This window comes from Rhodococcus sp. ZPP (genome assembly GCF_017656075.1).
GTDB classification, from domain to species: Bacteria; Actinomycetota; Actinomycetes; order Mycobacteriales; family Mycobacteriaceae; genus Rhodococcus_F; species Rhodococcus_F oxybenzonivorans.
Map to the genome: position 1 here is coordinate 5,836,101 of NZ_CP058638.1, position 14,300 is coordinate 5,850,400.

Genomic DNA, 14,300 nt, shown 5'->3' on the forward strand with positions numbered 1-14,300 from the left:
TTGGGGTCGGGACATGCAGCGGGTAGTAACGGTGCTCCCATCGGAGCCTTTCCGCTGTCAGCTGCGCAGCGAGGGATCTGGTTCGCTCAACATGCGATGGGCGACATTCCCCTCACCATCGCTCAGTACATCGAACTCCGCGGAGACATCGACCTCGACCTTCTGACCGAAGCCACCATCCGTTCCGGCCGGGAATTCGGCTCGGGCTTCCTCCGCCTCGTCGAGATCGACGGTGTGCCGCACCAGTACGTCGACAAGACGCTGGATGACGCCATCACGTACGTCGACCTCCGCGGCGAGGACGACTCCGTCGACGCTGCCCAGAAGTGGATGCGCGCCAATTACAGCGCTCCCGTCGACCTTCTCGAAGACCGTCTGGTCGTGGTCTACCTTCTGCACGTCGGTGAGAATCACTACTTCTGGTTCTGCCGCATTCACCACATCGCGCTCGACGGGTTCGGGGCGATGGCGCTCATCGCCCGGATTGCAGAGATCTACACGGCGCTGGTCGAGTCCACCGAGCCGCCTGCACCGCGCGCGGAAGACCTTGTCAGGATCGTCGAAGACGAGCAGCGTTACCGCAGCTCCGAACGGTTCGCGAAAGACAGGGAATACTGGGCCGAACGCACCGCGCACCTGCCGGAAGCGCCCAGCCTCGCCGGTCGCGCCGCGAAGGTGGGCAAGTTCGCGCGGCTCTCCTCCGAGGCACTGCCCGAATCGACCGCGACCTTGCTGGACGAGGCACTGGACGGGACGAACGCAAGTTCCGCTCCCGTCGTGGTGGCCGCATTCGCCGCCTACCTCGCCCACATGACCGACCGCACGGACGTCGTACTCAGCCTCCCAGTCTCGGCACGCACCACCGCCACTTTGCGCCGCTCCGGTGGAATGGTGTCGAACATCGTGCCGCTCCGCCTCCAGATCACTCCGGAGATGACGGTTCCGGAGCTGGTCAAGAGTGTGCAGATCGAGCTGACAGGCGCTCTGCGTCGTCAACGCTATCGGCACGAGGACATCCGCCGCGACGCCGGCGCGCCCCAGGGACAGCGCGGTTTCTTCGGCCCGTCCATCAACATCATGATGTTCCACAGCGAGATCAAGCTGGGCACCGTCACTGGACATCAGAATGTGCTCACGACGGGCCCGGTCGAAGATCTTTCCCTGAACATCTACCAGGGCGTCGCGGGCCACAAGATCCACATCGACTTCGAAGCCAACCCCAATCTGTACTCCGCGGACGAGTTGAACCGGCACCACAGCCGATTCTTCGACTTCTTCGAGCGGTTCCTCGGGGCCGGCGACGACGCGCCCGTGTCGGATCTGGCCCCGATGAGTTCCGAGGAACGTGAGCAGGTGGTGTCGGGCTGGAACGGTGAGGTCGTCACACCGCCGGCTGGAACGATCGTCGACCTGTTCGACGCCCAGGTCGCCCGAACCCCCGACGCGACGGCGCTGGTGTTCGAGGGGCAGGAGTGGACGTATCGCGAGTTCGACGCACGCGTCAACCGTCTGGCCCGGGTGCTGATCGGGCGTGGTGTGGGACCGGAGACGAAGGTCGCGCTCGCGATCCGCCGCTCCCTCGACTCGATGGTGGCGATGTACGCGGTGGTCAAGACGGGTGCTGCCTATGTCCCGCTCGACCCCGATCATCCAGCCGAGCGCACTGCCTACGTCCTCGACAGCGCCCGACCGCAGTGCATCCTGACGGTGACCCGGGACCGGTTGACGCTTCCGCCCGGCCACGACGTGGTCGAGATCGACGCACTCGACCTCGAGAGCATCGATGCCGGCCCGATCCGCGATGCCGAGCGACTGGCGGACCTTCGGCCCGCCAACCCCGCCTACGTCATCTACACTTCCGGGTCCACCGGACGTCCGAAGGGCGTGGCGGTCGGCCACGGGTCCGTGCTGAACCAGGTCGCCTGGATCGCGGAGCGCTACCACCTCGACGCGAACGATGTCGTGCTGCAGAAAACCCCCACGACCTTCGACGTCTCGGTGTGGGAGCTGTTCGCACCACTCGTCTCGGGCTCACGCGTCGTGATCGCGGCTCCCGAGGGGCACCGCGATCCGGCATACCTCGCCGATCTGATCGCCCGCGAGAAGGTCACGGCCACCTCGTTCGTTCCGTCGATGCTCTCGGTGTTCACCTCCGAGGCCGGCCGGGACCAGCTGGCCTCTCTTCGGCTGGTTCTCGTTGCGGGAGAGGCTTTTCCGCCGTCAGTGGCGGCTGCATTCCGGGCACGATCCGACGCGGCGCTGCACAACTTGTACGGCCCCACCGAATTCACCGTGCACGCCACCGCAGGAGAAGTCGACCGCGAGGCCGTCCACACGGTATCCATCGGAACTCCCGTGTGGAATACCGAGGCGTACGTGCTCGACGGTCACCTGCGACCCACGCCCATCGGATCCGCAGGAGAGCTGTATCTCGCGGGGGCGCAAACCGCCCGCGGATACGAGGGCAGGCCCGACCTCACGGCAGAACGCTTCGTAGCCAACCCCTTCGGGGTTTCCGGGTCCCGGCTGTACCGTACCGGCGACCTGGTCAGGTGGCGGGTGGACGGCAGTATCGAGTACCTCGGCCGCACCGACTTCCAGGTCAAGGTTCGGGGTCTGCGGATCGAGCTGGGCGAGATCGAGGCCGCGATGTCCTCGTATCCCCATGTCGCGCAATCGGTTGCGGTGGTGCACGACAGTTCCCTGGGACAGCGGCTGGTCGGCTATGTCGTCCCCGAATCCGGCTCGGACGTGGACGTCGCAGCGCTGATCGACCACGTCGGTCGCGCCGTACCGTCCTACATGGTCCCCGATTCCGTCATGGTGATCGCCGAGATGCCGGTCGGCGCGAGTGGAAAACTCGACCGCAAGGCACTGCCCGAACCTGTCTTCGCGGCGGAAGCCAGCGAATTCATCGCTCCCCGCAGTGCGATGGAGGAGTCGATCGCAGGCCTCTTCGCCGAGGTTCTGGGCGTTCCGCGCGTCAGCGTCGGCGACTCGTTCTTCGCGCTCGGCGGTGACAGCATCGTCTCGATCCAGCTGGTGTCCCGGGCCAAGGAAGCCGGCGTCCTCTTCACGGCCCGCGACGTCTTCGAGCGCAAGACCGTGGCCTCTCTCGCCGAGGTGGCCACCTCGGCCTCCGATTCCGCAACGGTCCACGTTCTCGAGGAACTGCCGGGCGCCGGTATCGGCACGATGCCGCTGACCCCGGTGGTGCACTGGATGACGGAACTGGGCGGCGACTTCCACAGCTTCTCCCAGTCCATTCTGCTCACGCTCCCGCCGAAGGTCGAGAGGCAGAGGCTGGTTCGCACCTTGTCGGCGGTCGTCGATCGCCACGACGCTCTTCGTTCCGTGTTGCGGCGCAACGACGCTGCGGATGGTTGGACTCTGCAGATCTCGCCGATCGGCTCCGTCGACGTCGACGAGCTCGTCGACCGGGTCGAGTTCACGGAGGGGCCGGGTAGCGACTCGTTCGAGGCGCTGGCGGCACACGCCCTCGAACGAACCGTCGACACCCTGGATCCCACCGCAGGCCGCGTGGTGCGGTTCGTCTGGTTCGCGCCCGCGGAGTTCGCAGCGGGCGGCGACGCCCCCGAGGGTATCGAAGCCGCGAGCGCCGAAGGCGAGGGCGCCGACACGGAGCCGCAGTCCGGTCGGCTGCTCGTCGTCATCCATCACCTCGCGGTGGACGGTGTGTCGTGGCGAGTGCTGGTGCCCGACTTCGCGGCCGCGTGGTCGCAGATTTCGGCAGGGGCCGATCCGCTGCTCCCGGCGGTGGGCACGTCTGTGCGCCGCTGGGCGCACGGACTGTCCGACAACGCCAAAAGTGCACGGAGAGTTGCGGAACTGGACTTCTGGCGCAACACGCTCGACGGCTCCGATCCGTTGATCGGCTCGCGGGCTCTCGACGGCCGCGACGTGGTCTCCACCACCGGTCGGGTTCGGCTCGAGGTCTCCGCCGACGTCACCGACGGTCTGCTGACCCACGTGCCGCGTGCGTTCCACGGTGGTGTCAACGACGGGCTGCTGACGGCGCTCGCGCTGGCGGTTGCTGCGTGGCGTGCGGAGCGCGGAATCTTCGAGTCGTCGACTCTGGTGCACCTCGAGGGTCACGGCCGTGAGGAAACGGTCCTGCCGGGAGCAGACCTGTCCCGGACAGTGGGCTGGTTCACCAGTATGTATCCCGTTCGCCTGGCGGCACCGCTGGATGATCTGGGGGACGCGCTCGCCGGTGGGAAGGCCGCGGGCACGGCGCTCAAGACCGTCAAGGAGCAGCTGGCGCAGGTGCCCGAGCACGGTATCGGCTTCGGCCTGCTGCGTTATCTGAACGCCGAGACGAGGTCGGTACTCGCGGATCTGCCCAGCCCGCAGATCAGCTTCAACTACCTCGGTCGCGTGTCGGTGGGCGACATCCCGGCGGCCCTGCGTGCGGCGGGTTGGATGCCCGACACCGACACCATGGAACTCACCGGCACCCGCAACAGCGAGATGCCGGTGCACTTCGCGCTCGACATCAATGCGATGATCGTCGATGTCGAAGGGGAGCAACGTCTTTCCGCCACAGTCGATTTTCCGGAGGGTGTGCTCACCACCGCCGAGGTGGAGGGGTTCGCCGGGCTGTGGAAACGCGCGCTCGAGGCTCTCGTCGAGCACGCCCGGCGGCCGGACGCCGGCGGACGGACTCCCTCCGATCTCGATCTCGTACCACTGAGTCAGCCCCGAATCGATGCGCTCGAGAGCAGCTATCCTGCGCTCGCCGACGTGTGGTCGCTCGCTCCCCTGCAGGTGGGCCTGCTGTTCCACGCCGCGTTGGCGAGTAGCACCACCGACGTCTACACCACTCAGCTCGTCATGGACCTCGGTGGAACGGTCGACGTCGATCGCCTGCGCCGGGCCGCGGAAGCCCTCGTCGCGCGGCACCCCAACCTGCGCACCGCCTTCGTCCTGGACGAGGACGGCACCGGTATGCAGGTCGTCGTCGACCATGTGGACGTCCCGTGGACGCACGTCGATCTGCGATCGCTGCCGGAGGCAGACCGCGAAGCTCGAGTCGACGCGCTGATGCTCGCGAACCGGACGGACCGGTTCGACATGACGGCGCCGCCTCTCGTGCGTTTCCTGCTGGTGGAGACCGCGCCGGATCGGTACCGCTTCGCCGTCACCAACCATCACATCCTGCTCGACGGCTGGTCGTTGCCGGTTCTCATCCAGGACCTGCTGACCCTGTACGCGGTGGACGGTGAGGCCCTGGCGCTGCCACAGCCGCGCCCGTACCGGAACTACCTCGAGTGGCTCGCCACCCAGGATCCGCAGCAGTCCGTGGCCGCGTGGGCACAGGCACTGGCCGGCGTCGAAGAACCCACCCTTCTCGCGCCGACGCACGAGGATACCGCTGCGACGCTCACCCCGGGCGAACTCGTCGTGGACCTGCCCGACGAGCTGCTCGCGGCGATGACCGAACGCTCGCGTGAGCTCGGCGTCACCATGAACACCCTGGTCCAGGCGGCCTGGGGCATCGTGCTGGGTAGGCTGACCGGACGGGACGACGTGCTGTTCGGCACCACCGTTTCCGGCCGCCCACCGCAGGTTCCCGGAATCGAATCGATGCTGGGCCTCTTCATCAACACCCTTCCCGTGCGGGTGCGGGTGCGCCCCGGCGACTCCGTGCGAACCCTGCTCGACCGGATCCAGCACGAGCAGACCGAGCTCCTCGACCACCACCACATCGGACTGACCGATATTCAGCAGGGCCTGAGTCTGAGCGCGCTGTTCGACACGTTGATGGTCTACGAGTCCTACCCACTCGACCGTGAGGCACTCACGCAGAGCAGTGACATCGAAGGGCTCCGCGTCCTCGACGTGACGTCCAACGACGCCACCCATTACCCGCTCGCCATCGTCGCGATGACGGACCCGCGCCTTCATCTGACAGCGAAGTTCCTGCCCGAGATCTTCGAATCCGCCCAGGTACGGGAGATCATGGCGCGGGTGGTCCGTGTTCTCGAGGCGGTGTCCGGCGACGTCGACAAACCGGTTGCCCGCATCGACATCCTCGACGGCACCGAACGTGCGTCGCTTCTCGCGGTGTCGGGCACCGAGGACGCCGAACAGCTTCTGTTGCCCGACATCCTGTCCGCGTCGGTGGCACTCGATCCCGAGCATCTCGCAGTCATCGCCGACGGCGCGACACTGACGTACGCCGAACTCGACGAGCGGTCGAACCGGCTCGCGCGCGTCCTGATCGGGCGCGGTGTCGGTCCGGAAACTGCTGTGGCGCTAGGTATGACGCGTTCTCTGCACTCCGTGGTCGCCACCTGGGCGGTCGCGAAGACAGGGGCAGCGTTCGTGCCCGTCGATCCGCGCTATCCGACCGAGCGGGTCGAGCACATGATCGCCGACTCCGGATCGATGCTGGGCCTGACCGTCGCGGCGCAGCGCGAGGGACTTCCTCAGGACCTCGACTGGCTGGTCCTCGACTCCGCCGAGTGCGATGCACTCTGCTCGCGGGAATCATCGGCATCGCTGGCAGATTCGGAGCGTACCGCGCCGCTGCGTGCCCTCCATGTTGCCTACGTGATCTACACCTCCGGCACCACCGGTCTGCCCAAGGGTGTCACCGTGACCCATGCGGGGCTGGCCAACTTCTCCGCCGAACAGCGCACCCATTACGGGGTCACCCCCGCAGCACGCACGCTCCACTTCGCGTCTCCGAGTTTCGACGCGTCCGTCCTCGAACTCCTGCTCGCCTTCGGGTGCGGGGCCACGATGGTGGTGGCGCCGGCAGACCTGTACGGCGGTGAAGAACTCCACAGCTTCCTGGCGGAACACGAGGTGACGCACGCGTTCGTCACGCCGGCGGCATTGGCGTCGGTCGAACCGTCGGGGCTGGACCGACTCGGTGTCGTGGTGGTGGGCGGAGAGGCATGCCCCCCGGAACTGGTGGAGCGCTGGGCTCCCGGCCGCCGGATGTACAACGGTTACGGTCCGACCGAGGCCACCGTGATGAGCAACGTCAGTAACGTGCTCGAGCCCGGCAAGCGGATCGAGATCGGTGGGCCGGTTTGCGGCGTCACCGTGTACGTCCTCGACGGGCAGCTGCGTCCCGTGCCGGTCGGTGTGGACGGCGAGCTGTACATCGCCGGACCTGGACTCGCTCGCGGCTACCACGACCGCTTCGGCCTCACGGCCGAGCGATTCGTCGCGAACCCGTTCGGCGAGAACGGCTCTCGGATGTACCGAACCGGTGATGTGGTCCGGTTCGTCGTCGACCCCGAACATCGCGCCGGGTACGGCGTCGAGTACGTGGGCCGCAGTGACTTCCAGGTGAAGGTCCGCGGATTCCGGATCGAACTCGGTGAGATCGACGCTGCCCTGGTTCAGCATCCCGCTCTCGAGTTCGCGACCACGGTGGGCCGCACCATGCCCTCGGGCGCGACAGCGCTCGTGTCCTATGTGCTGCCGTCGGCCGGGAGCACGGTGGACGCCGCCGAGGTCACCCGATTCGTCTCCGGCACGCTGCCTGCACACATGGTGCCCAGTGCTGTTCTGGTGCTCGACGAGATTCCGCTCACCACCGCGGGCAAGCTCGACCGCCGGGCACTGCCCGAGCCCGATTTCGACGCGCTGCAGGGTGAGGTCGTCGAACCCCGCACGGCGGCAGAAGAATTGGTCGCCGGGGTTTTCGCCGAGGTACTCGGACTGTCGAAAATCAGTGTGGCCGAGTCGTTTTTCGACCTCGGCGGTAACTCACTCCTCGCCACCAAGGCTGTCGCGCGAGTGAACGCGGCAGCGGGAACACGACTGGGTGTGCGCGAGCTCTTCGAGGCGCCGACGGTCGAGCGCCTGGCTGTCTTGGTCACCGACGGCGCGGGTTCGGGGTCCGACCGGCCGACACTGGTCGCACAGCCGCGTCCCGAGCGGGTTCCGATGTCGATGGCCCAGCAGAGCATGTGGCTGATGAACCGGTACGACACGACGTCGTCGGCGTACAACATCCCGCTCGCGGTCCGGCTGTCCGGCAGCCTCGACATCGAGGCGATGTCGTCGGCGGTGGCAGATGTCCTCGCGCGACACGAGTCACTGCGGACCGTGTTCCCCGACTCCGCCGACGGGCCGTACCAGCAGGTCGTCGACGTGGACCAGGTGCCGGCCGATCTGACGCCCGTGCAGGTGCCCGAGTCCGAGCTTCACTCGGTACTCACTGCATTCGCCACCGAAGGGTTCGACGTCACGGCGGCGCCGCCGCTGCGTATCCGCCTGTTCGCGACCGGCGACACGGAGTTCCTTCTCGTCCTGGTGATCCATCACATCTGCGCAGACGGCGCCTCGTTGGCTCCGTTGGCGCGGGACGTGATGGTCGCCTACACCGCCCGGACAGCGGGTGCGGCTCCGCTCTGGCAGCCGTTGCCGGTGCAGTACGCCGACTTCGCCCTGTGGCAGCGCGAAGTGCTCGGCGATCCCGCCGACAGCAAGTCCCTCGCGGCCGAGCAGATCTCCTACTGGGAGAACGCACTGGCCGGGGTACCGGAGCTGATCGACCTCCCTCGCGATCATGCGCGGCCTCCCCGTCAGTCGATGATCGGTGATTCCGTCGACTTCGTGATCTCGCCCGAACTGCGCAGCGGGCTCGAGAAGCTCGGCAGAGACCACGGAGCGTCACTGTTCATGGTGACCCACGCGGCGTTGACCACCTTGCTGGCACGGTTGAGTAACAGCGACGACATCACGATCGGCACTCCCCATGCGGCGCGAACCGACCAGATGCTCGACGATCTGGTGGGCATGTTCGTCAACACGCTCGTCTTGCGGGCCCGGGTCGACGCGGGTGATTCCTTCGCAGCGCTGATCGAACGGATCCGCGACAACGACCTCGCGGCGTTCGGGCATTCCGACGTGCCGTTCGAGAAACTGGTGGAAGCGCTGCACATTCGCCGCTCCGCCTCGTATTCGCCGCTCTTCCAAGTGATGTTGGCGTTCCAGAACAACCGTCTGGAATCGCTCGAACTGCCCGGACTCACCGTACGGGTCATCGAGGACATGGCCGAGGGCGCCAAATACGACCTCACCCTGACCATGTCCGAGAAGGCCGATGACGAGGGCCGGCCGTCCGGCCTCGGCGGCCGCTTCACTTTCGCCACCGACCTCTTCGAACGGGAGAGTGTGGAGCGCATCACGCAGCGGTTCGTGCGGATCCTCGAGGCCGTCGTCGAGAACCCACTCGTCGCCGTAGGCGATATCGACATTCTCACCGAACACGAGAGAGCAAAGTTGAGCCAAGCACGACCTGCCCGCACGATGACGGTCCGCGAACTACCGCAGCTGCTGGCAGCCGCGGTGGACGTCGCGCCCGACGCCGTAGCCGTCGCACACGACGGCATGCAGGTGACGTACCGGGAATTCGATGAACGCCTCCGGTTGATGTCTGCGCCGTTGGCTGAGCGGGGAATGGCTCCGGACGCGATCGTGTCCGTCGTTCTGTCCGGTCTGGTTCCGACCATCATGATGGCTCCGCCGTCGGAGGACGGGCAGGACGGTTTCGGAGCGATCCTGGACAAGGTGATCGCCGACGCGTACCGGCTTGTGGGCGACGTGGACCTCGAAAAGTTCGCGGCCGCCCCTGCCGTCGTGGAGCCTGCCCCGGCGGACGCGGTGACGGCACGGCTGGAGTCGCCCCTCGCGGCGTGGCAGGACAGCGTCGAACGCGACCCCGAGGCGATCGTGGTGGTCGCCGGGGGAGTGTCGACCACGCGCGCCGAGCTGAACAGACGCGCCAACAAGGTGGCCCGCGAGCTTGCCGAGCGGGGTATCGGCGACGACGACGTCGTCGCCCTGATCCTGCCTCGTTCACTCGACTGGGTCGTCGGCATGCTCGCGGTGTGGAAGGTCGGCGCCGCCTACTCACCACTCGACCAGGCATGGCCTCTCGAACGCATCGCGGGTCTCGTCGACACCAGCGGAGCTCGCGCGGCGATCACCACGTCGTCGTGGCGCGAAATCGCACGGAAGCCGTTGGGCGATCGCGTCCTCGACACGGCCGTGGTCCTCGACGACCCGGACACCGTTCGCGCACTGGACTCCCGCGACGGAAGCGATCTCGCGTTCGACCCGTGGGTGGGCGACGAGGCGGGGGCCCGTCTCGCCTACGTCATCTCGACGTCGGGTTCGACGGGACGGCCGAAGCCGACGATGGTGCCGATGGCGGGTGTGCTGAACACTTACCGCTGGTACCGCGACGAGATGCGCATCGCCGAGGGCACCGGTGTTCTCGTGGCGAGTTCGCCGTTGTTCGACCTGACGCAGAAGAACGTGTGGGTTCCGTTGATGTCCGGCGGCGTCGTCCATCTGGCGGCCGAGGGCTTCGACCCTGCCGACATTCTGCGGCACTTCGCGATGGCGGACGTCCGCATCGTGAACATGGCACCCAGCGCCTTCGAATTGCTGGCCGAACTCGACGCAGACGACACGATGGCGTCGCTCGACTGCGTGGTCCTCGGCGGTGAGCAGATTCGACCGGCCGCATACGCCAAGCTGGTCGGACGAGGCGTCCGCCTCGTCAACTCCTACGGCCCGACGGAAGCGTCGGACGTCACTGCGTCCTACGAGCTCGACCTGACGACTCCGGATGCCGAGGAAACCCCGATCCCCATCGGGTCGCCGCTGCCCGGTGCCGAGTACTACGTCCTGGACAAGCGGCTGCGTCCCGTCCCGGCCGGCGTGACCGGCGAGCTGTACATCGGCGGTGTCGTGGTCGGGCGCGGTTACGGCGGAATGGCCGATGTCACCGCCTCGCGCTTCGTCGCGAATCCCCTCGGGGATGCGGGCTCGCGTCTGTACCGCACCGGCGACCTCGTGCGCGAGCGCGCCGACGGAGAGTTGATCTTCCTCGGGCGCAGTGACTTCCAGATCAAGATTCGTGGCCTCCGGGTCGAACTCGGCGAGATCGAGTCGGCTCTGACCGCGATGGACGACATCAAGCAGTCGATCGTCGTGGTCTCCGAGCGTCACGGACTGCAGCGACTCGTCGGCTATGTCACCGCCGCGGCGGGCGCCTCCGTGACGGCTCACGACGTGACCGCGCGTCTGCGTGCGCTTCTGCCGTCGCACATGGTTCCCGATGCGCTCGTCGTCGTGGACGAGATGCCGCTCAACGCGAGCGGCAAGATCGACCGCAAGGCGCTTCCCGAACCGGAATTCGCCACCGACAATGCCGAGTTCGTCGCACCCCGCACACCGCTGGAGGAGGTCGTCGCCGCGGTCTTCGGTGACGTGATCGGTGTCGACCGCGTGAGCGTCGACGCGTCGTTCTTCGATCTCGGCGGTAATTCGCTGAGCGCCACACGCGTCGCGTCCCGTCTGTCGGCGGCGACCGGCGCCACCGTGGGCATGCGAGATCTCTTCGAAGTCCCCACTGTCGCCGAACTCGCCGACTTCATCGAGCGGCAGGACGGTGATCGGGCGCCCCGACCGGCCCTGGTCGCGCAGCAGCGGCCCGAGCAACTTCCGTTGTCGCTGGCGCAGCAGCGCATGTGGTTCCTCAACCGCTTCGACCCGACCTCGCCCGCATACAACGTGCCGTTGACGGTCCGGTTCCGCGGTGATCTCGACGTCACCGCGATGGCGTCGGCTCTGTCCGACGTCGTGGCGCGCCACGAAGTCCTGCGAACCGTGTTCCCCGACTCCGATGCCGGCGCACACCAGGTCATACTTCCCGCATCGGACGTCGACCTGGGCCTCGATCCGGTCGAGGTCGCCGAGTCGGATCTGACGGCTCGCCTGTTCGAGTTCGGCTCGCAAGGGTTCGACGTCACCGACACACTCCCGATCCGCGCTCGCCTGTTCCGCATCGCCGCGGACGATCACGTCCTGGTCGTGGTGATGCACCACATCGCCTCCGACGGCGCGTCGACACTGCCGTTGGCACGCGACGTGATGGCGGCCTACGCCGCGCGTGTGTCGGGAGGGGAGCCGCAGTGGCCCGAGCTCCCGATCCAGTACGCCGACTACGCGATCTGGCAGCGCGCTCTGCTCGGATCCGAAGACGACCCGCACTCCCTTGCGGCGCAGCAGATCGACTTCTGGGCGAAGACTCTGGCGAGTCTGCCCGACGTTCTCGAGTTGCCGACCGATCGGCCCAGGCCGGCAGTGCGGTCGATGACGGGTGCCGCCGTCGATTTCACCATCGATGCGGCCCTGCACCGCCGGCTGAGTGATCTTGCGCGCGAGCACAATGTCTCCTCGTTCATGGTGTTGCATGCGGCGCTGTCCGTGCTGCTGGCGCGCGTGAGTGCGGGCACCGACATTGCCATCGGCGCGGCGATTGCCGGCCGCGGCGAGGAGGCGCTCGACAACCTCGTCGGCATGTTCGTCAACACGCTGGTGTTGCGCACGCAGGTCGAGCCCGGTGCGTCGTTCACAGCTCTCCTCGAACACGTTCGGGAGCAGGACCTGGCGGCCTTCAGCCACCAGGACGTTCCGTTCGAGCAGCTGGTCGACGCCCTGAAACCGACCCGGTCCACGGCCTACACGCCGCTGTTCCAGGTGGTTCTGACGCATCAGGTCAACGGAATTCCGTCGCTCGAGTTCGAGGGACTGGAAGCCGTTCCCGGTGCGGTCGACGTCGAGTTCAGCAAATTCGACCTCACCGTCGACCTGCAGGAGCAGTGGTCCGACGCGGGCGTGGCCACCGGCATCACCGGGTCGCTCGGGTATGCGACGGAGATTTTCGACTCGAGTACGGTTCGCGGATTCGTGGATCGCTTCCTGCGAATCCTCGAGTCCGTCGCGACCGACACCGACATTGCCGTGGGAGACATCCCCATCCTCGATCCGCGGGAGGCCGCCGAGCTGGCTCCGGTCCGGGGCGTCGAGGGAGCGGCGCCGCAGACGCTCGTGGAGTTGCTCGCGGGTGCCGTGGCCGCCGACCCGGACGGTGTCGCCGTCGTCGCGGGCAGCGAATCGATCACCTACCGGGAGCTCGACGCACGCTCGAACCGCATCGCGCGGGCACTGATCGAGCGAGGGGCGGGCGCCGAGTCGTTCGTCGCCCTGGGCATCACCCGCTCGATCGCCTCCGTGGTGGGCATCTGGGCCGTTGCCAAGAGTGGCGGCGCCTACGTGCCGATCGACCCGAAGTACCCAGACGAGCGTATCGCCCACATGGTCACCGATTCCGGTGTGACGCTGGGGCTTTCCGTCGCATCCGAGCTCGACCGGCTGCCGGCCGGCGTCGACTGGCTGCTCCTCGACGGTGACGGCGCCGACACCGCTTGGGCGCAGTACTCGGCGGCACCGGTCACCGACGCGGACCGTCGTTCGTCGGTGACACCGGCGAACAGCGCGTACGTCATCTACACGTCCGGCACCACCGGGCAGCCCAAGGGTGTCGTCGTCAGCCACCGCGGTCTGGCGAACTTCGCTGCTGAACAGCGTGAGCGTTACCAGGTGACCACCGCGTCGCGGACCTTGCATTTCGCCTCGCCGAGCTTCGACGCGTCGGTGCTCGAACTGCTGCTCGCGGTCGGCGCCGGTGCCACTATGGTGATCGCCCCCACGGACGTGTACGGCGGTCCCGAGCTCGCGAAGTTCCTCCGTGAGAACCGGATCACGCACGGTTTCGTCACGCCCTCCGCCCTCGCGTCCGTCGACCCGGCGGGTCTCGACGACTTCCAGTTCGTGGTGGCCGGCGGCGAAGCGGTCCCGGCAGAACTCGCCGCGCGCTGGGCTCCCGGGCGTTCGCTGTTCAACGGCTACGGACCCACCGAGACCACGATCATGACCAACATCAGCGACCCGATGTCCGCTGACGGTCCGGTGACGATCGGTGGCCCGATCCGGGGAACCAGTGCGCTCGTGCTCGATGATCGTCTGCGCCCTGTTCCGGTGGGTATCGCAGGTGAGCTCTATCTGTCGGGGCTCGGGCTGGCTCGCGGATACCACCGGCGTACGCCGCTGACCGCCGAACGTTTCGTCGCCAACCCCTACGGTGCACCCGGCGACCGGATGTACCGCACCGGCGACGTCGTCCGATGGAAGCGGGACGAACACGGTGTTCTGACGGCCGACTACGTCGGCAGGTCGGACCAGCAGGTGAAGGTTCGCGGCTTCCGGATCGAACTGGGTGAAATCGATGCCGTCCTCGCGCGACACGAGTCGGTCGAGTTCGTCACCACGTCCGCGTTGACCACCTCTTCCGGCGACGCCGCCCTGGTGTCCTACGTGCTGCCCACGGCGGGACGAACTGTGGACCAGGCAGAACTGATGGACTTCGCGGGTGAGTTCCTGCCGTCGTTCATGGTTCC

The 14,300-nt window shown here is 67.1% G+C and carries 1 protein-coding gene (only partly in view); it reads left to right on the forward strand.

All coding sequences use genetic code 11. The features are described 5' to 3' along the window. A protein-coding gene (locus HYG77_RS26885) for a non-ribosomal peptide synthase/polyketide synthase (RefSeq protein ID WP_280123285.1) crosses the window boundary here: on the forward strand, positions 1-14,300 show its start. It continues 19,573 nt past the right edge of the window; only the first 14,300 of its 33,873 coding nucleotides appear in the window; it begins with the start codon at positions 1-3; its stop codon lies beyond the right edge, outside the window.